17 protein-coding genes and 1 pseudogene are annotated in these 21273 nt (G+C 62.4%); 13 read left to right on the forward strand and 5 right to left on the reverse strand.

The features are described 5' to 3' along the window. Positions 1-33: 33 nt before the first annotated feature. The 10 genes from NKI85_RS26105 to NKI85_RS26150 all read left to right on the forward strand — a co-directional run bounded on the left by NKI85_RS26105 (position 34) and on the right by NKI85_RS26150 (position 10681). Positions 34-1497, forward strand: a complete 1464-nt coding sequence (locus NKI85_RS26105) for an amidohydrolase family protein (protein WP_352778763.1) — start codon at positions 34-36, stop codon at positions 1495-1497. 37 nt (positions 1498-1534) lie between these two features. Continuing rightward, on the forward strand, positions 1535-2215 hold the full coding sequence (locus NKI85_RS26110) for an isochorismatase family protein (RefSeq protein ID WP_352528244.1): 681 nt from the start codon (positions 1535-1537) through the stop codon (positions 2213-2215). Next, positions 2215-2964, forward strand: coding sequence for an SDR family NAD(P)-dependent oxidoreductase (locus NKI85_RS26115; protein WP_352528242.1), 750 nt, complete (start codon positions 2215-2217; stop codon positions 2962-2964). The genes NKI85_RS26110 and NKI85_RS26115 overlap by 1 nt, the downstream gene beginning before the upstream one ends. Continuing rightward, positions 2965-4137: an ABC transporter ATP-binding protein gene (locus NKI85_RS26120; protein ID WP_352528240.1), complete on the forward strand. Its 1173-nt coding sequence runs from the start codon at positions 2965-2967 to the stop codon at positions 4135-4137. After that, positions 4134-5309, forward strand: coding sequence for an extracellular solute-binding protein (locus NKI85_RS26125; RefSeq protein ID WP_352528238.1), 1176 nt, complete (start codon positions 4134-4136; stop codon positions 5307-5309). The genes NKI85_RS26120 and NKI85_RS26125 overlap by 4 nt, the downstream gene beginning before the upstream one ends. A 103-nt stretch (positions 5310-5412) precedes the next feature. Further along, positions 5413-6354, forward strand: coding sequence for an ABC transporter permease (locus tag NKI85_RS26130; protein ID WP_352528236.1), 942 nt, complete (start codon positions 5413-5415; stop codon positions 6352-6354). After that, the gene (locus NKI85_RS26135) at positions 6351-7193 is read left to right on the forward strand and encodes an ABC transporter permease (RefSeq protein WP_352778766.1); all 843 of its coding nucleotides are present in this window, start codon (positions 6351-6353) and stop codon (positions 7191-7193) included. Before NKI85_RS26130 ends, NKI85_RS26135 begins: the two co-directional genes overlap by 4 nt. A 36-nt stretch (positions 7194-7229) precedes the next feature. Beyond that, complete coding sequence (locus NKI85_RS26140) at positions 7230-7964, forward strand: SDR family NAD(P)-dependent oxidoreductase (RefSeq protein WP_352528232.1); 735 nt, start codon at positions 7230-7232, stop codon at positions 7962-7964. A gap of 63 nt (positions 7965-8027) precedes the next feature. Then, positions 8028-9443: a dihydropyrimidinase gene (gene hydA, locus NKI85_RS26145; protein ID WP_352528230.1), complete on the forward strand. Its 1416-nt coding sequence runs from the start codon at positions 8028-8030 to the stop codon at positions 9441-9443. Beyond that, the gene (locus NKI85_RS26150) at positions 9440-10681 is read left to right on the forward strand and encodes a hydantoinase/carbamoylase family amidase (RefSeq protein ID WP_352528228.1); all 1242 of its coding nucleotides are present in this window, start codon (positions 9440-9442) and stop codon (positions 10679-10681) included. Before hydA ends, NKI85_RS26150 begins: the two co-directional genes overlap by 4 nt. Positions 10682-10700: 19 nt before the next feature. Here NKI85_RS26150 and NKI85_RS26155 read toward each other — a convergent pair whose 3' ends face one another. Further along, positions 10701-11594 carry an IclR family transcriptional regulator gene (locus NKI85_RS26155; protein ID WP_352528226.1) on the reverse strand — a complete coding sequence of 298 codons (894 nt, stop codon included), beginning with the start codon at positions 11592-11594 and terminating at the stop codon, positions 10701-10703. A 446-nt stretch (positions 11595-12040) separates the two neighbouring features. Here NKI85_RS26155 and NKI85_RS26160 point away from each other — a divergent pair, with 446 nt between their 5' ends. Further along, positions 12041-13933 (forward strand): LacI family DNA-binding transcriptional regulator, encoded by a 1893-nt coding sequence (locus NKI85_RS26160; RefSeq protein WP_352528224.1) that lies wholly within the window; start codon positions 12041-12043, stop codon positions 13931-13933. 69 nt (positions 13934-14002) lie between these two features. On the opposite strand, the gene NKI85_RS26165 is transcribed toward NKI85_RS26160, so the two are convergent. Continuing rightward, positions 14003-14512, reverse strand: a complete 510-nt coding sequence (locus NKI85_RS26165) for an excalibur calcium-binding domain-containing protein (RefSeq protein ID WP_352778769.1) — start codon at positions 14510-14512, stop codon at positions 14003-14005. A gap of 681 nt (positions 14513-15193) precedes the next feature. Between NKI85_RS26165 and NKI85_RS26170 the strand changes: the two genes are divergently transcribed. Beyond that, the gene (locus tag NKI85_RS26170; RefSeq protein ID WP_352528222.1) at positions 15194-16222 is read left to right on the forward strand and encodes an IS110 family RNA-guided transposase; all 1029 of its coding nucleotides are present in this window, start codon (positions 15194-15196) and stop codon (positions 16220-16222) included. A 436-nt stretch (positions 16223-16658) separates the two neighbouring features. On the opposite strand, the gene NKI85_RS26175 is transcribed toward NKI85_RS26170, so the two are convergent. From NKI85_RS26175 to NKI85_RS26185, 3 genes are read right to left on the reverse strand one after another with little or no spacing between them, the layout of a single operon-like run. After that, a complete protein-coding gene (locus NKI85_RS26175; RefSeq protein WP_352778771.1) occupies positions 16659-18722 on the reverse strand; it encodes an AAA family ATPase in 2064 nt (687 codons plus the stop codon). Then, positions 18719-19249 carry a hypothetical protein gene (locus NKI85_RS26180; RefSeq protein WP_352528219.1) on the reverse strand — a complete coding sequence of 177 codons (531 nt, stop codon included), beginning with the start codon at positions 19247-19249 and terminating at the stop codon, positions 18719-18721. The genes NKI85_RS26175 and NKI85_RS26180 overlap by 4 nt, the downstream gene beginning before the upstream one ends. Beyond that, a complete protein-coding gene (locus tag NKI85_RS26185; RefSeq protein WP_352528218.1) occupies positions 19249-20568 on the reverse strand; it encodes an SIR2 family protein in 1320 nt (439 codons plus the stop codon). Before NKI85_RS26185 ends, NKI85_RS26180 begins: the two co-directional genes overlap by 1 nt. A 352-nt stretch (positions 20569-20920) precedes the next feature. Between NKI85_RS26185 and NKI85_RS26190 the strand changes: the two are divergent. Further along, positions 20921-21273: pseudogene (locus NKI85_RS26190) on the forward strand (hypothetical protein); the annotation flags it as partial.

Consider the following 21273-nt stretch of genomic DNA (forward strand, 5'->3'; position numbering starts at 1 on the left):
TACAGTTCTATATACAGAACAATGGGAGCTCCGATGACCACCGACCGACTGCCCTCCGAGAGAGCAACCATCACGCATGTCAAACAGGCGCGCACCGTGGTCGGCTGGGACCAGGAGGCCGGGTGCCACGTCTATATGCGCGACGTCGACGTTGCCTTCTCGCTGGACGGCATCCTGCATGTCGGACCGAACTACGACGGACCCGCTGCCGAGACGATCGACGGCAGCCGCTATCTCGTCATGCCGGGCCTGGTGGACATCCATTCGCATCCGGGCGAGGAGCCGCTGAACAAGGGGCTGTGGGACGAGGTCGGCAGCCCGCGACTCTACAACTCCTCGCTCTACGAATATCTCACCGTGCTCGACCGCGATGCCGACAGCGCGCGCGCCTGTTACGGTGTTGCGCTTTCCGAGCTGCTGCTCTCCGGCGTTACCACGCTTTGCGACCTGGCGGTTCCCAGCGAAGGATGGCTCGACATTCACGCGGAATCCGGCCTCCGCGTTTGCGTGGCGCCGATGTTCCGCTCCGGACGTTGGCTGACCCGCGATGGTCATCGTGTCGAATACGAATGGGATGAAGCGGCAGGTCGCCTGGCCTTCGAGCGCGCGCTGAAGGAGGTCGACCTGGCTGAACGGCATCCGAGCGGCCGTCTGACGGGCATGGTCACTCCAGCGCAGATCGACACCTGCAGCGAAGGCCTGTTGCGCGACGCCTATGCCGAGGCCGAGCGGCGCTCGGTGCCGTTCCAGACGCATGCCGCTCAGTCGATCGTCGAATTCCAGGAGATCACGCGGCGCCACGGCCTCACGCCGATCGGCTGGATGTCGGAGCTCGGCGTCCTCGGCCCTCGCACCATCATCGGCCACGGCATCTTCCTCGACCATCATCCCTGGACGCATTGGGAGCGGACCGGCGATCTGGAGCGGCTTGCGGAAGCCGGCGCGACAGTGGCCCACTGTCCAACAGTGTTCGCGCGCCGCGGCATCTCGCTTAATCATCTTGGGCGCTATCGCGAGGCCGGCGTCAACATCGGCATCGGCACCGACGTCTATCCGCACAACATGCTCGATGAGATGCGGCTTGCCATCTATGCGGCGCGGCTGACGGCCGGCAATCCGCGGGAAGCGCGCCTTGCCGACGTCTTTGAGGCCTCCACGGTAGGCGGCGCCAAAGCGCTCGGCCGCGATGACATTGGCCGCCTGTCGCCCGGATGCAAGGCCGACATCGTGCTTGTCGATTGCACGGCTCCCGCCATGCAGCCGTGCCGGGATCCGCTGCGGTCGCTGGTCTTTTCCGCGTCCGACCGCGCCGTGCGCCACGTCTATGTCGATGGCCGGCCGGTGGTGCGCGACGGCAAGGTGCTCACCATCGACCATGCCGCCGCCGCCGCCCGTCTCGCCGAAGCGCAGCTGCGCGCCATGGCGACGATCCCGCGAAATGACTGGGCCGGCCGCTCGGCCGACGAACTGTCCCCGCCGGCGCTGCGCTGGATCTGACCTTCGCACCGTCGAGGCGGCATTCCTGGAGAACGATATGCAAGCTACGCAGATGGTCCATCGCCTCGGCAACGCCGAGCTGCTCGAACAATACCGCAAGGCGGGCTTTGCCGGGCGTGTCGGCTGGGGCGAGCGGCCGGCACTCCTTGTCATCGACATGGCGGGTGCGTGGACGCGAACCGAGGAAGAACTCGGTTCCGACCTCGGCCGCGTGACCCAGTCCATCAAGGGCCTGCTCGCCGTGGCGCGCGCTCGGAGCGATGTCCCGGTCATCTTCACCACGATGGCCTACGATGCCAGCCAGTCCGACCTGCCGGCGGTGACCCGCCTGAAGACCCCGCACAGCCGGAACATGATACGCGGCTCCGATCGCGTCCGGCTGATTGCGGAGCTTGAGCGGCGCGATGACGAAGCGCTCATCGAAAAGCCACGCGCCAGCGCCTTCTTCAACACCAATCTGCTGAGCATCCTGGTTTCGAAGAAGATCGATACCGTCGTCATCACCGGCTGCAGCACGAGCGGCTGCATTCGCTCGACCTGCGAAAGCGCGCTGGATTACGGTTTTCACGCGATTGTCCCGGAAGAAGCCGTCGGCGACCGTTGCGCCTCGGCGCATGTCGCCAACCTGTTCGACATCAACGCCCGCTACGCCGACGTTCTGCCTCTGGCCGAAGTCCTGGCCCACCTCAAGCGCGACATGCGGGACGAGGCGGCCTGATGGGCGGGCTCCAAGGCAAGACCGTCATCGTCACCGGCGCGGCGCGCGGCATCGGCCGCTGCATCGCTGAACGAGTGGCCGCGCAAGGAGGCCATGTCGTCGTCGCCGACATCCTGCTCGACGAAGCGGCTGCCGTCGCCGAGGCGATCCGCTCGGGCGGAGGACAGGCCAGCCATAGCCATGTCGACATCACGGATCCCGAAAGCGCCATGCAGCTGGCCGAGGACGTGGTCGCGGCGCATGGCCGGATCGACGCGTTGGTCAACAATGCCGGCCTCGATGCGCCGCATGGGCAGGCGGCGACGATCGATGAGGCCCACTGGCGCCATGTGCTCGAGGTCGATCTCAACGGCGCCTGGTGGTGTTCGCGGGCGGTTATCCCGGGGATGATGGAAAACCGAGCCGGGCGGATCATATTCGTAAGCTCTCTTGCCGCGCGCGTCGGCTCGCCGACGCTTTCTCCCGCCTATGCGACGGCCAAGGCGGGCCTGATCGGACTGACGGTATCGCTCTCCTCCCAGTTGGAGCCGCACGGGGTACTGGTCAACGCCATCACTCCCGGGCCGACAGGTGATACCGGCCGGCCCTATTCCGATGAAGGCAGGAAGGCCTATCTGGCCGCCCATCCGCTGGGTTTTGGCGGCGCTCGGCCAATCGCCGAAGGCGTTCTGCATCTCCTCGGCAAGGGCGGCGACTGGATGAGCGGCAGCGTGCTCAACATCAGTGGCGGACATTTCCGGGGGCTTTGAATGTACGTCGATCCGTTCTCGAAAAGGACAGGTGAGGTGAGCGTGTTGCAAGCAGAAGCGGCCATCACCTTCAAGGACATCTCGAAAGTCTTCACCTCGAGGGCAGGCGCTACGCCGGTCATCGATAAGCTGAATCTCGAAATCGGCGAAGGGGAGTTCTTCTCGCTGCTCGGGCCGAGCGGATGCGGCAAGACGACGGCACTGCGGATGATCGCCGGTTTCGAGCGTCCGAGCGGCGGCGAACTTCTGCTCGGCAGAAATCCGGTAACCGGCATCCCGCCGCACAAGCGGGACGTGAACATCGTGTTTCAATCCTACGCGCTGTTTCCGCATTTGGATGTCTACGACAACATCGAATACGGACTGAGGCGCAAGGGTGTCGCGCGCCTCGAACGTCGCCGGCGCGTCGAGGAGGTCCTCGATCTCGTTCAGCTCCGCGATCTCTCCAAGCGACGACCTGCCGCCTTGTCGGGAGGCCAGCAGCAGAGGGTGGCGCTGGCGCGCGCCCTGGTGAACCGCCCGCGTGTTCTTCTTCTCGACGAGCCGCTTGCGGCGCTGGATGCAAAGCTGCGGGCGACGATGCAGACGGAGTTGCGACGAATCCAGCAGGAGGTCGGGATCACCTTCGTGTTCGTCACGCACGACCAGCACGAAGCCTTCGCGATGTCGGACCGCATCGCGATCCTGAATGCGGGGCACCTGGAGCAGGTGGGCACCCCGGCCGATCTCTACCACCGCCCGGCAAGCCGCTTCGTTGCCGATTTCGTCGGCCAGTCGAACTTCTTTACCGGGAGCGTATCGAGGCGAGGCGATCACCGCCTCATCGAGATCGCCGAAGATGAATTCATCTGGCTTCCAGCCCATGGCGGGCAGGGCGCCAACACCGTCCTCGTTCGTCCCGAGAGCGTCGAACTGATGCCGCTCGGAGCCGAGCCGCGCGCCGATCTTTGCCGGGTCGGCGCGACGGTGGTGGAGCGCCAGTTTCTCGGTTCGCACCACTGCATCATGGCCCGGACCAGACGTGGCGAGACCGTCACCTGCACAAGCCGGATTGCGGATGCTGCCATCGCGCCCGGAGCCGAAGTCTGGGTCACATGGCACCCCGATCACAGCACAATAATCCCGGATCAACCGGGAGTTCCAACAAACCTCAAGATGGAGAACCGACCATGAACGACAGCAATGGGACTATCCGGATACTTGCTTCCCAGGAATGGACGCGAAGAAACTTCCTGCGCCTGGCGACAATGGCCGGTGGCGCAGCGGCGCTGAGCGTCAACGGCATCTCGGCCGCCTTTGCCGAAACCGATCTGCCGGCGCATGCCAAGGCGGCTGCAGGCGCCGCCAAGCTCGGCGACAGCCTGTTCATCTACTCCTGGGCAGGCTACGCCAACCCGGCGGTGCTTGAAGGTTTCAGCGCCGGCGCCGGCCCGAGGGTCCAGGTCGCCACCTTCGATTCAGTCGAGGCGGCCATCGCGAAGCTGGAAATCTCCGGTTCCGCCGACTACGACATCGTCGTGCTTGGCGACGCCTACGTCAAGCAGACGGTCGAACGCAAGCTTATCCAGCCGCTCGACCACGCGCAGATCCCGAACCTCGAAAATCTCCGCACCGATTTCCGCGATCCTCCGTTCGATCCCGGCAATCGCTACACGGTGATGAAGAATTTCGGCACGATCGGCATCCTCTACAATCACACCGTCGTCAAGGATGAGATCAAGAGCTGGGACGATTTCTTCCGCGCGGCGGCATTGCCTGATGTCAGCGGCCGCGTATCGGTCCTCAACGACCAGCCGAGCGTTTTCGGGCTGGTCTTCTGGCGGGAGGGCAAGGACTACAACACCGGTGACGTGGCGCGCCTGGAACATGCCAGGGACGTGTTGCTCAAGGAACTGGTGCCGCATCTGAAGGCCTTCGACGCGAACCCGGTCCAGGGAATGCTGAACGGCGACTATGTCCTGGGGCAGGGCTATCTCGGCAGCTGCCGTCATATCTTCGAGCAGGACCCGGACAGCTACACCTGGGTTTACCCGACTCCGCAATGCGTGATCTGGAGCGATCACTACGCGGTGCCGACCGGGTCCAAGAACGTTACGGCGGCTCACGCCTTCATCAATTACATGCTCGACCCGGACGTTGCTGCCGAGGAAGTGGCCTTCATCGGCTACGACACCGGTGTGAAGGGCGTGGTCGAAAAGCTCCCCGCCAACCTCGTTCGTAAGGACATGATTGTGTTCCCCGACGGCGTCGCGCAACGGCTCGTCTTCCAGCAGGTCGAAGGCTCCAACCCTTCGAAGCGGATCGAGATGTTCAACGAGATCAAGGCGGCGGCCTCGCGCGGCTGACCGCACCAGCGGACGGCCCGGCAACGAGCCGTCCGCCCCAATCCGCTGCGTTTGCCTGATCGGCGATGCAGCGGCCGTCGGGCCGTCTCAAGGAATGGCATCCGTGCACGCAGCAGCCGAACGGCATCAAAGCATAAACTGTCCCGCGGTCTCGGGCCGCCTGGGGCGGATGGTGCGCGACTGGTGGCTGGTGGTCCTGCCCTTCGCGTTCTATGCGGCGTTCTTCATCGTCCCGGTCCTGCTCATCGCGCTGCAAAGCTTCGCCACCTACAATGGCGAAGGCCACGGCGCGGACGCAGTCGCCGGCGCTCTGACCTTCGACAACTATCTCAACGTCTTCACGCCGACCTTCCGCCTGGTGTTCGCCGCCAGCGTGCAGAATGCGCTGCTCGGTACGGCGCTCTGCATCGCTGTCGGCTATCCCGTCGCCTATTTCATCAGCACGCGCTGTCCCGACCGGCTGAAGCCGTGGCTGCTTGTGCTGGTCGTGGTGCCATTCTGGACGAGCTACCTGTTGCGGATGCTCGGCTGGCGCATTCTGCTTGGCGGCAACGGCATGGTCTCGCAGGCGCTTCAAGCGGTCGGGCTGCTGCGGACGGGCGAAAGCCTGCTGTTCACGCAAACCGCCGTGCAACTCGGCCTGGTCTACAATTTCCTGCCGATGATGATCCTGCCGATCTACGTCTCGATAGACAGGCTTTCGAAGGATCAGCGTGAGGCCAGCCGCGACCTCTATGCCCGGCCTTGGCAGACCTTTCTGGGCATAACGCTGCCTCTGACGGCGCCCGGCATCACGGCCGGAGCGATGATCGTCTTCATCACCATGACCAGTGACTACGTCACCCCCGAACTGATGGGCGGCGCCAAGGGCATGATGATAGGCACCTTGATCTATTCGCAATTCCTGCAAGGCGAGAACTGGCCGCTGGCCTCCGCAATGGCCCTCTCCCTGGTGGGAGTGGTCGTCGCCAGCGTGCTCCTCATGGCGGGAGCGGCATCGGCGATCCAGCGCCTGCCGGCCTTGGCGAGAAAGTTGACCCGATGAGCCGCACCGTACCCGGACCAAGATCCATCATGCTCGGCCTGTGGTCGCTTCTCGTGGCCGTCTTCCTGTTTGCCCCGATCGTGGCGGTGCTGGCCTATTCGTTCAATGTCGGCGACTATCTGATCATCTGGAAGGGGGCGGGTCTGCGCTGGTACGGGCGCGTGCTTTCCGACCAGAACATCCTTTCGACCCTGCGCACCAGCGTCACCGTGGCGCTCGGCACAGCGATCGCAAGCATTGTTCTGGGTTGCGTGTGCGGGACCGTTCTTGCGCGCCGGTCGGCAGCTGTCGCCGTCCCGCTCAGCCTGCTGCTGCTGGTGGTCCTCTCCTTTCCGGAGATCGTCAAAGCCGTCGCCTATCTCATCTGGTTCGTGAAGATCGACCTCGATGCCGGGCTGGTGCGCATGATCATCGCGCATACGCTGTTCGGCGGTGCGCTTGTGGCGTTCATCGTGCGTGCGCGCCTCAGCGCGCTCGACCCGAGGCTCGAGGAAGCGGCCGCCGATCTCGGCGCGAGCCCCGGCCTGGCGTTCATGACGGTTACGCTTCCGCTCTTGACGCCGGCCTTGGTGGTCGGAGGACTGCTCGCCTTCACCATCTCCTTCGACGACGTCATCGTCTCGCTGTTCGTCAGCACCGCGAAGACCACGCCCTTGCCTGTCTACATCCTGGCTTCGGTGCGGCAAGGGCTGAAGGGAGATATCGCCGCGATTTCGGCCCTGATGTTCGGCCTCACAATCCTGGTCTTCGCGGCGGCAGGGCTCTTTCTCGCATGGTCGGGCGCGTCAAAGCGCAACGCCGTGCTGATGCTTGCCGGGCAAGGTGAAGCCGCCGCCTGAAGTCGAAAAGCCACAAACTGGAAGGACGTAAAAAACATGACCGCACAGACTGTTGCCCTGGTAACCGGGGCCGGCTCCGGAATTGGAGCCGCCACTGCCATCCTGCTGGCCGGCAAAGGCTATCGCGTCCATGTGCTGGACCGCGACGAGGCTGCACTTGCCGCGCTGCCCGAACTGGACGGGCTGCAACGCGTGACGGTGGACATTGCCGACGAGTCGGCGCTTGGCGAGGCGGTCGCCCGCATCGCCGCCGCCGAAGGCCGGGTGGACGCCGCCGTCGCCAATGCCGGCATAAGCTTCACGGCGGCGCTGGAGCAGACCGGCGCCCAGGATTGGGATGCCGTCATGCGGGTCAATCTGCGCGGCGTCTATCTTCTGGCGCGGGTCACCGCGCCCTGGCTGGTGAATTCCGGTCGCGGCGCCTTTGTCGCCACGGCTTCCGAACTCGGCACGGTCGGGCAGGTGGGTTTGAGTGCCTATGCATCGGCAAAGGCGGGCGTCATCAACCTGATGCGGGTGCTGGCGCTGGAATATGCTCAGCGTGGCGTGCGCTTCAACGCGGTGGCTCCAGGCGGTGTGCATACGCCCATGATGGAGCGCGAGCAGAAGCGCCTTGGCTTCACAGTCGAGGACGCAGCCAGGAACATCCCGCTGGGGCGGCTCGCCCGGCCGGATGAGATTGCACCCGTCATAGCCTTCCTGCTGTCGCCTGAAGCCTCGTTCGTGACCGGAGCCGTATGGGTCGCCGACGGCGGCTACACCGCCCGCTGACCACGCCAGCAATTCGTGCGCATCCCCAGCCCCGATGCGCGCCGAGCAGACAGGAACGGAAAAGTGGATCTGATAATCAAGAACGGAACTGTCGTCACCGCGTGCGACACGTTCGCGGCCGACATCGGGGTCACGAACGGCCGCATCAGCGCGATCGCCGACACGATCGACGGCGGCGGCGGGACGCAGATCATCGACGCGGCCGGGCGCCTGGTGATGCCTGGCGGCGTCGATGTCCACACACATCTCGATACGCCCGGCCTGCTGGCCGACACGGAGGACGATTTCCTCAGCGGAACGATCGCCGCCGCGCATGGCGGAACGACGAGCATCATCAATTTCTGTCCGCAGATCAAAGGCCGCGGGTTGTTGGAATCGTTGGCAGAACATCGCCGCCGTGCCGATCCGAAGGCAGTGATCGATTTCGCGCTGCATTCCATCGTTTCGGATCTTTCGGAACGGACGCTGGCGGAATTGTCGGCGCTGCCCGGCGAAGGCGTCACCAGCTTCAAGCTGTTCATGGCCTACAAGGGCGACACCATGGTTGACGATGGTACCTTGATCCGGGTGCTGCACGAGGCACGGGCGAACGGTGCGCTGGTCATGGTCCATGCCGAGAACGGTGAGGCCGTCGAATATCTGCGCGACAGCTTTGCCGGCCAGGGTAAATTGTCGCCGCGCTACCATGCGCTCAGCCGCCCGCCCCGAGTCGAGGCCGAGGCTACGGCGCGTGCCGTCGCCCTTGCCGAACTGGTCGGCGCGTCAATCTACATCGTCCATGTCAGCTGCGGCGAAGCCTTGGAGGAGGTGGTCCGAGGGCGGCAGCGCGGTGTGGCCGTGCATGCCGAGACCTGCGCGCATTACCTGCACATTACCGATGCCGTATTCGAAGCTCCGGGGTTCGAGAGCGGCAAATATGTCTTCACCCCTCCGCCGCGGGCCAGGCATCAGCCGAAGATCATCTGGGACGCCATCGCGCGCGGCGATCTCGAAGTCGTCTCGTCGGATCACGCGCCTTATAATTTCCACGGCGGCAAGGACAAAGGACGCGACGATTTCAGGCAGATTCCCAACGGCGCTCCCGGCATCGAGGAACGCATGACGCTGGTCTGGCAGGGCGTGGCCAACGGAGATCTTTCGCAGAACCGTTTCGTCGATCTGGTGGCGACGACGCCCGCCAGGATCTTCGGGCTCTACCCGGCCAAGGGGACAATCGCCGTCGGCGGCGACGCCGACCTGGTCATCTGGAATCCAGACGTCAGACGCCGGCTGACGCAAGCCGACCTGCACTCGGCCGTCGACTACACGATGTTCGAAGGAATGGAGGTTCTGGGCGCGCCCGAGACGGTCATATCGAGAGGCGACATCATCATTCGGAGCGGCGCATTCAGCGGCGCGGCCGGACGCGGCAGGTACATCCATCGCGGCACGGCTTCGACGCGAATTCGTCCGGCAAAGCTGGAGGCGCAACGGTCATGACGGCACAAATCATCATCGATCCCAAACTCGTCGAGCACTACATCCTGACGCTGGCTTCGTACGGTTCCTACGGCGACACTGGGGTGTGGCGAACGGTCTATTCGCCGGAATGGGTTGCGGCCACCAACCAGTACGCCTCGTGGTGCGGGGATGCGGGGCTCACTGTCAGCCGCGACGCGGTCGGCAATGTCTGGGGCAGGTTTGAGGGATTTGACGCAGCATCCTCCAGCATCGTTTCGGGCTCGCATATCGATTCGCAGAAGCCCGGAGGCCGCTATGACGGCGCGCTCGGCGCTCTTGCCGGGCTAATCGCGGTCAAGGCGCTCAAGGAGCAGTTTGGGCAACCACGCCGGTCGATCGAGACAGTGGCATTCTGCGAGGAGGAATCCAGCCGCTTTCCCTCGGCGAATTTCTGGGGCTCGCGCGCCATAACCGGGCGCATCAAGGCCGACGATCCCGACAATACGATCGGGTTCGACGGAGAGACGGCGGCGGAGGCGATGCGGGCGGTCGGCCTGGACGCGAAGCGGATTCCGGAGGCCCGGCGCAACGACATCGATACGTTCATCGAGCTTCACATCGAACAGGGTCCCATACTCGAGGAGGCAGGAATGCCCGTCGCTGTCGTCAACGCGGTGACGGGGATCAGGCACTACAGCGTGGATTTGCGCGGCACGCAGAACCACGCCGGCGCCTTCCCGATGGATATCCGCCGCGATCCGATGGCCGGCTTCATGGAAATCGGGTCGCGCGCCGTCGATACGGCGCATCGATGGGGCCGTCCGGCGGTAACGACCGTCGGGCGCGTGGTCGCGGAGCCGAACGCCACAGCGGTCATTCCCTCCAGAGTGCAGTTCACCATCGATGCGCGCCATCCCGATCCGGAGCGCTGCGAACGGCTCTATGCCACCCATGAGGCAATGATGCGCGAAGTGGCCACTCGCCGGAATCTAGACCTCGACTGGTCGGTACAGATCGATCACCGGCCATGCCGCAGCGACCCGGCGGTCGTTTCCATGCTGCAGAAATGCGCAGCCGAACAGGAGATACCGATCCTGACCATGGCCAGCGGCGCCGGCCACGACACGCAGCAGATGGCCACCATCGCAAAGGTCGCCATGATCTTCGTACGCAGCAAGGAAGGCCGCAGCCATACGCCCGAGGAGTTCTCCTCGATCGCCGACATCGTGGCCGGCATAAGGCTGTTGGCTGCCGGCATCCATAAGCTCGCCTACTGAGGCGTCCTGCCGCGGGTCTTTACAGGGCGGGGAAACTTTCCGGTGGCCGAGCCAGGGTCGCGCGATGGATTTCGGTGGCGGCCCGGATCATCTCGGCCGCCACCTTCTTCTCCTCGGGCAGGAAGCTGTCGATCATGAACGAGCAGTTGAAGATGAAGGAAACCTGTCCGTCACGGTCGAAGATCGGCAGGGCGATCGCCATGATGCCTTCCGTGAATTCGCCTTGGCTGAGCGCATAGCCGCGCTCGCGCGTAGCAGCGACGGACGCCCGGATTGACTTGGCGTCAAGCGGTGTCTTCGAAGTGTAGCGGGCAGGCGTCCAATGCTGCATCCAGAGATCGAGCCGCTGCGGCGTCTGCCAGCCCAGATAGGCTCGCATCTGGGCGCAGGCGTCACGCGGAAAGCGATGTCCGATCGGAAAGGATATTTCCATCGACTTCGAACCGTTGAACTTGTCGATGACGATGAAAGTATCGTCGTCCATGGGCTGGGTCAGCAGGCATGGGATATCGATGCGCTGCACGAGCGCACTGAGGCTGCGCCGCACCGCATCCAGAACCGGAGAATTGAGCAGGCTGGAGGCGGTGGATAGAAGCCCGGAGTGAAGACGGTAGGTCTTGGACCTGGGATCGAACTTCAGCCACTCGAAATGCACCAGCGTCTTCAAAATCGAGTGACAGTGGGTCTTTGAAATATCCAGTGCTGCTGTAAGGTCGACAAGCGCTGCCTCATGTGGCGGCGTGTCGTTGAGAAACTGCAGAATCGCAACTGCATTCTCCAGCGCGGGCACCAAGCCGGGCGGCTGTTTTACGACGCGTTCACTTGCCTGCGGTGCAAGCAGCCAGTGAGTGCCGTCATGGTGAAGTTCCGCCCTGGAAGAGCGTTTGGGAATGTCGTCGCGAGAGCGGCTCAAGGTAACCAGTTCTATTCAGCCAAAAGAGTTCTTCTTATAGAATGAAGTTCTCTGAATAGCCATACTCGGCGCAGCGCCGCCCGAGAAATTGGCGGGAGTCCTTTCACCAACGATCTGAGAGCCGGGCGGGCAGCCGCAATCGCTTCGCGTCTGAGCATCGGCTGGCAGGTTGGTCGCTGGCGACAGATTGGTACGTCTAAAACGAGCCCCACTCCTTGTCTGGTTTTTCGAGCCGGGATAAGGCGCCGCCCGATGAGCCGGCCGGCCAGAGTTCGCAGATCCGGCGCTTCTTCCAAAATCGACGATAAGGACTTTGAGGAAAGAGCGTGCACAAGCTGGGCGTTGGCAGTTTGAGAACGCGCCGATATGCGGCACAACGGTAAAATGCAAAGCCGGGCCGGAAGCACGATCTGACCAATGTCAGGTCGCAGGAGGACAAAGTAGCCGTGACGCAGAAGGGGATCACCTTGAAGGACGTTGCCGCCGCTGCCAACGTGTCGCGCGCCACGGCGGCGCGCGCGCTCAACAGCTACGGCTACGTCGGCGACGAGACCGCACTGCGGGTTCTGGAAGCCGCCGAAAAACTGGGCTATCGGGCCAATCTCGTGGCGCAGGCCCTGCGCAGCGGTCAGTTGCCGATCGTGGGCTTCGTGCCCGGCGACATCCAGGCGCGCATCGCCCACGACATCGAGGTTGAGCTGCGCAAGCACCGCCACAACCTGCTGATTGCCAGCAGCGAGGAAAATGTCGAACAGGAAAAGGAGCTGCTGGAAAGCCTGCGATCGCTGAGCATCCGCGGCTTCATCCTGGCGCCGACCTCCGCAACCGACAGCGAGCACATCGTCCAGTTGGTGCGCGAAGGCGCGCCGGTCGTGCTGATCGACCGCGTCGTCAAGGAGGTGCACTGCGACAGCGTCGTCGTCGACAACGAGGGCGGCGCCGGCGAGGCCGTGGACTACCTCGTCGCCAATGGTCATCGACGGATCGGACTGCTGCGCGACGAGTCGCGCATCTTCACCGCGCAGGAACGTCTTGCCGGATACCAGAATTCATTGCAGTCGCATGGCATTGCGCTGGATGAATCGCTGATCAGCGTGTCGCGCTCGACCGTCGAACATGCCGTCGAAACCACCATCCGCCTGTTCAGCCGCCGCAACCGTCCGACGGCGCTTTTCACGGTGGAGAGCCTGATGACCCAAGGCGCGCTTCTCGGTCTGCGCTCGATGGGCCTGTCTATCCCGCACGACGTGTCGCTGGTCGGCTTCGACGACTTCAATCTCGCCACCTTCACCGATCCGCAGATCACCGTAGTGGCACAGCCTATCTACGAGATCGGACCGCTCGCTGCCAAGCTGCTGCTCGAACGGCTCGCCGGGAAGAAAGTTGCGCCGCGTCACGTCCGGTTCCCGACGCGCCTCGTTGTTCGTGGCTCGGTCGCACACAAGCGCTGGTCCGGCGACGTGATGGATATGCGCGATGAAACGCATGCCAATGTGCTTGACGAGATCAATGCAAGGCAATTGGAGGCGCGGCTCTCTGTGGCCCTCGCGGTCCTGGCAGGAATAGCGGGGTTCCTTGTCGGGACAAGGCTCGGAGGGGCTGCACCTTTGTTGGGCGTCGCCGCATTTCTACCGGGCATGCTGATCGGCAGATGGTTCGACAGCTATCGCCGGGTAAGCGTGCTCTATTACGATCTCGAGCAAGACGCCGAGGCCGCCTATGGCCGCCTTGTTAGTGCGTTTGAAACGCTCACTCGTTGCGACGGAAGATGGCATGTGGCGGCCGGAGGCAAGATCCAGGATCTGACAACATGGAAGCGCAATGCCGGGGCCAGCATGCTGGTCGACAAAAAGTCCACGACTCTTGAAAGCACGTTGCCGAAAGTTGTTCGTAGTAACGTGACCCCGCCTTCAATCCACGTTGGCCGCCAAGTGCTCTATTTCATGCCGGACCTCATCCTGGTGAAAGACGGGAACAGATATGGCGCCGTCGGCTATGGTGATCTGAGGACACAGTTTGCTCCGAGCAATTTCATTGAGACGGGCAAGGTTCCTTCCGATGCTGAGGTGGTCGGGCATACATGGGTCCACCCGAACAAAAGCGGTGGGCCGGATAGACGCTTCAAGAACAATAGGCAAATCCCCGTGTGTCGCTACGAGGCCTTGCGACTTTCAAGTGCGACCGGATTGAACGAACTGGTTGAATTCTCGAAAACAAATGTCAGCCAGCCTTTCTGTCAGGCGCTATCGGCGCTCGCCCAGCTGCATCGAAGCTCTGGTAGCCGGACGATAACGATGGAAGCCCGTCCAAATGGATACGTTAGGCTGACGCGGTCGTAGCCGTTTATCTACTGACGTTGCTCCGGCGACCCAGGATGTAGTGGTAAAGAGCTGGCACGAACCGAACAATCAGCAGTGGCCCTCACAGGAGGCCCCGTCTCCATCTCGATCCAGCTTGGGGCCCCAGGAGCAATTGTTGAGATACCAGTGCGCTTCCTCACACGACGAGATTTGAGAGCAATAGCGTCGAGGTTGGCATGAATAGCTCTGTGCTACTTGGCCCTGGTTGATGAGGCCGAAGTGACGCTCCGTTGCCGGCTTGTCGGCATGCTCCGCGCGCCAGTCCCAAGGTACTTCGAAGGTGCCAATCCAGACTCCGACCTTAGCCCCCTCGGCCGCAGTCTGTTGTTGCGCGTACGCCCCGTGGCTATACCGAGGCCAATCGAGGGCCTGGCCGTGTTCTACCATCCAGGGAGCGACGCCAACCCCATCTGCGCGACGACAATCTCCGACAAAGCGGTGATACCTAAGATGCGGCCAAGAAGGTGTCCAAGGCCTCGGCGGATCGACGACCGCATGGATAATCCACGCCACTGCCATCTTTGCAGAGCTGACGGCTTTCAGGTGCATCGATGCCATTGAGCCGGATGCGCTGCCCGTGAATTTCGATTGTATCGCCGTCCACAACCGAGGCTGCGCCGTAATCGCCGTTGGCCCGGATGCGGTCCAGTTTGCTATTGTCGCGGCAGTTTGGTTCTGGCTGTTCCCCACGGCAGAATAGGTATAGCCAGCGATGATTGCCAAACCGGCAAGGGAGAGTGCAAAAATGCCAATCTGAGAATTGCGACCAGAAAAAACTCGGCGACCGCGCTTGGAGCGAGACCGGCACCGGCGAGAATCACTATCGCTCCTCGATTTCCACCCCCGGTGCGCGAGGAAGAGCGAGACATGTTTATCAGGCCATTCCTCTCGTTACTTGCCCCCCTTCTTTGTCATAGCCTTTCGACCGAGACCTATGCAAGGGACACGCGTTCGGGGTTGAATTTTCAAGGTATGATCAGCTGCGTCGAAATTGTCAGCACGCTTCGGCGCGCGTTCGAAGCTGTACTCGTACTCGCTCTAAAAGCAGAAGCGAGGGGCCGGCAGCGGACCTCCGCCGACTAAGAATGAAGGACTGTTTGCGCCAATCTCGGAAGTTGAGGTCGCCTTTGCTACTAATTGAAAGCAGATGGGGTGGATGGCTCCCGCTCCCGTTGAAGGCATTTTGATGCTTTGAAGTGGTGCTGTCGCAGCGACCACACGAAAGAGGAGCCATCCGTTATGCAAATCACCACCATCGGCCTCGATCTGGCCAAGAGCGTCTTTCAGGTCCACGCCGTCGATGCTGAAGGACACGTTGTTGTCCGCAAGGCGTTGCGGCGGGCGCAAGTCCTGCCGTTCTTTGCCAAGCTTCCCTCCTGCCTGGTCGGCATGGAGGCTTGCGGCACCTCGCATCATTGGGCACGCGAGCTGACAAAGCTAGGCCACGAGGTGCGACTGATGCCGCCAGCCTATGTGAAGCCCTATGTGAAGCGGGGCAAGACGGATGCGGGGGATGCTGAGGCGATCAGCGAGGCGGTGACGCGGCCGACCATGCGCTTCGTGCCTGTGAAGTCGGCCGAGCAGCAGGCGACGCTGGCGCTGCATCGGACGCGAGATCTGCTGGTGAGGCAGCGTACGCAGCTTGTGAACATGCTGCGTGGTCTCCTGGCCGAATTCGGGATCGAGATGGCACGTGGCCTGCATCATGCCTTGCGATTGGCGAGACGGCTCTCCACCGACAAGGCCCCGGAGCTGCCACCGCTGGGTCGGCTGGTGGTGAGGGGATTGGCGGATCAGATCGGCACTATTCAACTCCAACTCGCCCGTCTGGAGAAGGAGCTTCTGGCCTGGCACCGCTCCAACGAGCTGTCGCAGCGTTTGGCCACGATCCCGGGCATCGGTGTGATCTCGGCAACGGCACTGGCTGCTTCTGTTATCGAGCCTGAGCGCTTCCGCTCCGGCCGCCAGTTCGCCGCCTCGCTCGGTTTGACGCCACTCCAGAACTGCTCGGGAGGCCGGGAGCGGATGGGCCGGATCTCGCGAATGGGTGACCGCTACCTGCGTCGGCTGTTGGTGGTCGGCATGACCTCGCTCGTCCGACGGGCGAGGATACAGCCAGCATCGGTTGATCCGCGCCTGTCTGCAATGTTGGCACGCAAGCCGGCACGTCTGGTCACGGTGGCTGCCGCCAATCGGACGGCGCGCGTGGCCTGGGCGATCATGACGCGCGGAGGAACCTACCGGCTACCGATCAGCGCCGCAGCCTGATCTAATCCGATTCCAACGAAGCAAGACGCAAAGGAGCAGGAAGTTCACCAGTTGCAAGGGCGAAGAGATGTGATGGCGAACCGGTCATACCGGGAGCTGGGATAACCCGTGCGAATGTCGTGGGCGTCCTTGCCCGCAAAGCAGAGGGGGACCCGACTCGCGGATACCATCAAGGCCAGCGGTCAACATGAACGACTGCATCGACAGGCCGGACAGAAGACTGCACCTGACCCAATCGTCAAAACTCAAATAACCCCTTGCACCGCGGGAGCCATCCACAGAGGACATTGACGCGACAAGTCTGGACATTGTGAGGGAGCGCCTGGAGCGTTTTGCCATTTGCGGAGGTTGGAGACAGCGTAGCGCACGTAACGACTGAACTTGGGCGCGGCCGTTTTCTCCTAACCTAGTCTTAGAAACTAGACTGTCACTTGCTTCACGTCGCCCCGACAACCTGAAGCCCACCGCGCAACACGCCAACTGGCATAGGTGGAACATCCTCAGCGGTCAGGACGCTCGTCGCGCCTTCGGGCCCAAGGTCGATATCGTATCTGCGACCGGGCTCGTCGGTCGTGCTGACCAAGCGCCGGCAAAGCAGATCGGCCAGGGCGGGATCCTCGACCGCGCAGATGATCTGACGGCGATCGAGACGGAGCGCGGCAAGCACCTCAACGAGATGGAGCGCCCGGAAGTCGTCGATGTGCTGGACCGGATCATCAAGAAGGAGGGAGCGGAAAGGCGTCCAGGCGCGGGCCAGATGGACGGATAGCAAGAACGCCAATCCCGCCGCGCGCCGCTGACCGCTGCTGAATACGAACTGAGGGTTCAGGCCATCCCCGACCCTCAAGCTGAGGAACCGCCGGACATCGCCGCGGATACTATAATCGATCGTCCGCCAGTCCGCGTGTGGGCGCAGACGCTGGTAGAGTTCATTAAGCAAGGGGCTGATCTGCGCCAGCCGCTCGTCGATGATCTCAGCGCTGACGCGTTTGACCGAGCGTTCAATGTCGCGGGCATGCGATAAGGCAGCTTGCGACTGGTTGACGGCATCGGCGATTTTGTCGAGCTCTTCGCGCAACCGTTCGATGTTTCTCTCGATCGAGGCCATGCGGGAGACCGATTGGGACGCCTCGAGGATCAGCAACGCTCTCTCGAGGTTGATCAATTTGTCGCGTTCGGCTTCGAGATGGCCTTCGAGGCCATCGGGGTCATTAAGAAAGCGCTGGTCTATGTTCCAGCGATCGAAGAAGGCTGCCTGTGTTTGCTCCGCATCGCGCAAGGCGCGCTCCTCTGCCTGGTGGGCAGCGACGTCGGCCTCCGCCATCGCGAAGGTGGTAGAGCACTCGCGCGCCTCGTCGCTGGCCGCAGCTAATGTCTTCCGCGCGTCCTGTACGCCGGAAGCGAGGCTCGATATGCGCCGCCGCGACGCTGCTAGACCGGCGGCGAATTCCTCAGAGGTCCGATGGGCAGCACAGAGAGGGCAGTGCTCGTCATGAACGCCAAGTCTCTCACCATGCTCGATCAGAATAGCGAGAGAGGCGGCCACCGCATCAGCGTCCTCTTCTCGCTCCAGTAACGCCTCGGCGGCAGAGACCGCCGCGTAGGCGATATCCTTTGCCTCCCTCGCAGTTTCCAACTCCGCTTTCGCGCTTTCACGCACCGCCGCGGCATCCGGGGCATTGAAGGTCTGCTGAAGCGCAAGGAGTTTTCGCCCCGCCTCGACCGCTTCGGTCATTCGAGCCGTTCGAGCACGCCCGTCAGCAAGGGCGCCACGAGCGGCTTCAAGGCGTGCGATCATCTCCGCGGGAGCATCGGGAACGACGGCGGCCACTGTTGCCAAGGCGGCCGCAACATCACCCGTGCGGCTGAGAGAAGCCTGGATCTCCGATTGCTGGGTCAGGCGTTCACCCAGCCTCGCGCGTGCGGTTTCATAGGCAGCTTCGTTGCGGGTGTGAGCAGCGTCTGCTACTGTCACGACCTCTCTAGCTTTCGCGGTGGCTTCTGACCCTTCAAGGGCTCCGAGCGCAGAGCGGACGAGATCGAAACGCTCGGTCTCTGAAAGGTCCAGGCTCAACGCGGCGATCCATTCGTCGCGAATGATGGACGTGCGCGTCAGTTGGCGCAGTGCGTCGTCAGGTGCAGGGCCGGTGCATAAGGCCGCCTGGATCTCCTCTGGCGATCGGTCGGCGCCTCCTTCGCGGGTTCGCGTGACCGAAAACGATTCTCCATCATCGTCGCGGATGAACGAAGCCGTAACGTAATACGCCTTCGGCACCCCTGCGCCGCGCCACCAGAGATAGTCGGCGAGGCTCTCCTTGGCGGCCTTCTCGACCGCGTATTTTTCCATGAGTCCGGTAATAGCGAACTCGACGGCATCGCACAGGGTACTCTTGCCGACGCCATTGCGGCCCGTAATCACCGTGAAGCCGCCGCCGAAGTCTATCCGCACCTTGTCGCGGAAGCCCCGGAAGCCGCAAACTTCTACGTAGTCGAGCCTCATGATTTGGCTCCCAGAATACGTGCAACGTCTGCCGCGGTCGTTTCGTTTAGGAACGCCGTTACGGCGTCGGCGGGCACATCCTTCAATCGGGCTCGGAGCCGGTCTTCGAAGTTTGAAGCACCCAGCATCGGCTGCGATCGGATTGCCATCAACGGGAGAAGCGACCTCTCCACGTCTTCAGCCGTCGTTATTGACGTGCGAGCGATCTTGCGGGTGAGTGTGAAATCCTCTTCGATCCGCTCAATGGCGCGGGCGAGCGAAGGCGCGCGATCGGCGGTGAGGAAGACCGAGTAGACGTTCCAGGCCTTGGTCCCAGCACCCCGAAGCGAGGCAGCGTGACGCGCCAGCGCTGTCTTCTGACTTGTCCGCCATCCGGCCATGAGCGCTTCGGCGCTTTCGAACACATGAACGAAGCCCATGACTGCGGCGCTTTCGAAACATGTGACCGGGCCCTGCGGGCCAGACCAAGACCATGTCTCGTACTGTGCATTGCGCAATGCGATTTCCGCTTGCGTCGAGATGTCCATCAGATGTCCAGCTCCGCTATTGCACCGTTGACATCGTACCAATCTCCAGCTGCGTCTGGGCGTATGAAGTCGCCGGTTCGACCACCCCGGACGACATTGCTGGGAAGGCCGAGATCGGTCGCGCCCACTGCCACGACGATGTCCGAGGCGATAGTAACGGGAGGTTCGATGAACTTCGTCCTCAGTGAGCCCAGAATCGCTTCGGCGCCGTTAATGACCCGGATACTGCGACCGTTTAGATCGTAGCCATCCGGCCGCTGTGTCGCGCCTGCCTGACGCAGCAACAGATGGAAGTATCCCAAAGCCTCAACGTTACCGGGCCGGATGCGCGTCGCCGGCTGTACGGCCGGGACACCTTCAGCATCTCGGCGCAGCCCGTACAAAGTCTCGCTGTCGTAATCGGCGACATTGAGCCATTCGGGGTTGCACTGCACATTTGTCGAAGCTTCGAAGACGGCCTTGCCAGCGGCCAGGACTTGGCGAAGGTAATTCAGTGAGAACGCCCGCCGCAGCTCATCGAGGACATCGGCTCCCGACTCGCGTACATGTTCGAAATGAACATTCTCCGCATGTGCGATCTGCCAGAGTTGGGGTGCCTTTGCTGCCAAGGCATCGATCGGCGAGAGATCGACAACGGTGACAGAGAGTGGTTGGACATCCGCAAGCGCCCCGCCGATCACAGCGTTGAGGTATTCCCAGTCAGACCAGAAGCCGACGACTAACAGATCCTTCTGCCGCAGGTTGGCCGCCATCCAGGTCTTGCTGCGCTCGATGCGGGCCGAAATGACCGGGTCTTGAAGCTGCGATGGTGCCCAGACTGTCGAAGAGGGATCGCGGTGCGCACAACCATGAAACTTGAGAAGCGGCGCTTGGCGGACCGCGTCGGCGTTGGCTTCGTCGCCATCAAGGGAGCCGCGGAAGGCGGCTCCGTAATCCCAGGCTCTCCGTTCAATGAGTATGTCGTAGTTGCTTGATATGCCTGCCACGGCTGCCCGGGTGAGCAGGAAATCTGCGATCGCGGCGTGACCCGGGTTGGGCGGCCGCACGAATGCGGGCCATGGCACCAAATGCTCAATGAAGACGGACTGAAGCGTGCTCGTGACCACGAAATGCTCAGCTAGCGCCTCAAGATTGTCGCGCAGCCCGATATCGCACGCGGGATCAACTTCAAGCTGGTACTTGTCGAAGCAGCGTTCCGCCACGGTTCGAGCCGAAGGCAAGCTGCTGGGCGGGGCCATAGAGAGGCCGGCCCCGCAGACGACCAGCAGGCGGCCAGCATTCATTGATGCGAGAAGTCGCGATAACGTCTCCGGGCTCAAATCTCATTTCCCCCAAAACAAGTCTTAAATTAGATTTACCTGATCACAAACGGTAATGTGAAGTCCATCGGCTCTTTCAGCTTTAATACGGGATTGCTGAAAAGTAGGCCACGGCAGGGCTGGGCCATATGGCAGCTCATCGCAACTTAGATCGCCAAACCGGACTGACAGCTTCCGGCCCCAAAGCCGCCACGCGGCAACGCACTGTGAGTTAAACTCTGCCGCTTCCTGTTACCCGAAATTGCAAGCGGCCCCGCCATCGTGGTTGCGCCTTTAGGGCATCGTGGTTCAGACCGCTGGCGGATTAGAACTCATGTTGGCTCTGCGATCGGCTCATCGCTGCCGACAATCGGTGACCTATATAAAGGGCATGTCCACGCGCCGAAAAATCAATGCAACAGCGAAGCTGATTGGAGAGTGGCCTTTAACCCCGGCTGCAACGCTTGGATCGCCCGTCAGAGCGAGGGGTGTTTTTCTCGAAATACGCGCCCGCCTTCCAACGGATTTCAGGAAATTGCTCAATATCGAGTCCCGCGTGCTTACCCTGCGCCTGTCTGAGGGCGCCGAGAATGATGTGCAGGTGGTATTCGGGATCGTATCCGAAGCACTGCAGAATATCGAAGACCTGCCCGTAATCCCCCGTGAAATCGAGGACATTCTGACGATCTCGACGGCCGAACGGCACCGCTGGCTGAAAGATGGTCG

The sequence above is a fragment of the Mesorhizobium sp. M0571 genome (assembly GCF_040320985.1).
Lineage (GTDB): Bacteria > Pseudomonadota > Alphaproteobacteria > Rhizobiales > Rhizobiaceae > Mesorhizobium.

What these genes read in the sequence shown, in the direction of transcription:
- NKI85_RS26105 (WP_352778763.1), top strand. Translation starts at nt 34, where the DNA reads ATGACCACCGACCGACTGCCCTCCGAGAGAGCAACCATCACGCATGTC.
- NKI85_RS26110 (WP_352528244.1), top strand. Translation starts at nt 1,535, where the DNA reads ATGCAAGCTACGCAGATGGTCCATCGCCTCGGCAACGCCGAGCTGCTC.
- NKI85_RS26115 (WP_352528242.1), top strand. Translation starts at nt 2,215, where the DNA reads ATGGGCGGGCTCCAAGGCAAGACCGTCATCGTCACCGGCGCGGCGCGC.
- NKI85_RS26120 (WP_352528240.1), top strand. Translation starts at nt 2,965, where the DNA reads ATGTACGTCGATCCGTTCTCGAAAAGGACAGGTGAGGTGAGCGTGTTG.
- NKI85_RS26125 (WP_352528238.1), top strand. Translation starts at nt 4,134, where the DNA reads ATGAACGACAGCAATGGGACTATCCGGATACTTGCTTCCCAGGAATGG.
- NKI85_RS26135 (WP_352778766.1), top strand. Translation starts at nt 6,351, where the DNA reads ATGAGCCGCACCGTACCCGGACCAAGATCCATCATGCTCGGCCTGTGG.
- NKI85_RS26140 (WP_352528232.1), top strand. Translation starts at nt 7,230, where the DNA reads ATGACCGCACAGACTGTTGCCCTGGTAACCGGGGCCGGCTCCGGAATT.
- NKI85_RS26150 (WP_352528228.1), top strand. Translation starts at nt 9,440, where the DNA reads ATGACGGCACAAATCATCATCGATCCCAAACTCGTCGAGCACTACATC.
- NKI85_RS26165 (WP_352778769.1), bottom strand. Translation starts at nt 14,512, where the DNA reads ATGGCATCGATGCACCTGAAAGCCGTCAGCTCTGCAAAGATGGCAGTG.
- NKI85_RS26170 (WP_352528222.1), top strand. Translation starts at nt 15,194, where the DNA reads ATGCAAATCACCACCATCGGCCTCGATCTGGCCAAGAGCGTCTTTCAG.
- NKI85_RS26175 (WP_352778771.1), bottom strand. Translation starts at nt 18,722, where the DNA reads ATGAGGCTCGACTACGTAGAAGTTTGCGGCTTCCGGGGCTTCCGCGAC.
- NKI85_RS26180 (WP_352528219.1), bottom strand. Translation starts at nt 19,249, where the DNA reads ATGGACATCTCGACGCAAGCGGAAATCGCATTGCGCAATGCACAGTAC.